The sequence below is a fragment of the Leisingera sp. F5 genome (assembly GCF_001593695.1).
Map to the genome: position 1 here is coordinate 1 of NZ_LUKH01001356.1, position 1,086 is coordinate 1,086.

At 59.8% G+C, this 1,086-nt stretch carries 1 protein-coding gene; it reads left to right on the forward strand.

Features of this window, described 5'->3' with window-relative positions:
- Window positions 1–191 precede the first annotated feature (191 nt).
- Window positions 192–860 carry an acyltransferase gene (locus tag A2I95_RS41395; RefSeq protein ID WP_051371801.1) on the forward strand — a complete coding sequence of 223 codons (669 nt, stop codon included), beginning with the start codon at window positions 192–194 and terminating at the stop codon, window positions 858–860.
- Window positions 861–1,086: the final 226 nt, after the last annotated feature.

Here is a 1,086-nt window from a genome sequence, read left to right on the forward strand (position 1 = left end):
GCGCCGAAACGGCTGCCCCCTCTGGCTGTGCGATAACGTCCTGACCCTCTTCAAAGATCTTGGCAGAGATGCCAGACTGCGCTGCGGCTAAACCCGTTGCGCCTCAAGCTGGAACGAAGGGAGTTCGTTTGTCTTCACCCATAAAATCCGATCGCCTGGTGCACCGTGAAGGCGGCGCGTTCAGAAAATACATGGCACGGGTCGTCGGCAGCGACCGCATCGGTGCCTTCATCCGCTACGAGCTTTATGTGACCCTCTTCGCTGGTTTCCCCGGTGCGGCGGGCGTGTTCCTGCGCCAGAAGTTTTATCCGTGGTTTCTGGGGGATTGCGGACGCGGTGTTGCGTTTTCCCGCAATGTCACGCTGCGCTGCCCGAAACGGTTTTTTGTCGGCGAGGGTACACTCGTCGACGAGCATGTCTGCTTCGATATCAAAAGCACTGCGGCCTCGGTCCGATTGGGGGCGCGAAACCAGGTCGCCCAGGGCGTGCGTTTCGAGACCGGCTATGAGGGGCATGTTACGCTTGGGGATGATTGTTTCGTCGGGGCCTATGCGATCCTGAACGGGTTCGGCGGAATCGACATCGGCAACAACGCGTTGATCGCCGGGCATTGCCATATCGTCTCGGGCGATCACGAATACGGGGACCTCTCCCTGCCGATGAACCAGCAGCCAATCACAGGCAAAGGGATCGTCATCGAGGACGATGTCTGGCTCGGCGCCGGCGCCAAGATCCTGGACGGGGTCCGCATCGGGCAGGGCAGCATCGTCTCGGCCGGCGCCGTGGTGAACCGGGATGTCGTCCCTTACAGCATCGTCGGTGGCATCCCCGCGAAGCTGATCAAGATGCGGGACGGTTGACGTGAGCATCTCTGACCGCGAAGAACTGGCAAGGCTCAGGGCTAAACCTGCCAGGCCCAACTGGACCTTGTTCGACTATTGTTCTTCATAACGCCCAAATATGCAGCTTCGGTCCAGTTGGGCCAGCCGGAGCAGCGCGCTTTCCTGCTGTGAGCGATATCTGAACTGCGTCTCCTATTCCTTCTGAGGGTAGGGGCGTTGGCCCAGCTTTTCCTACATCTTTTCC

Excerpts from the sequence above, each read along its gene's own strand:
- A2I95_RS41395 (WP_051371801.1), top strand. The coding sequence starts at position 192 with ATGGCACGGGTCGTCGGCAGCGACCGCATCGGTGCCTTCATCCGCTAC.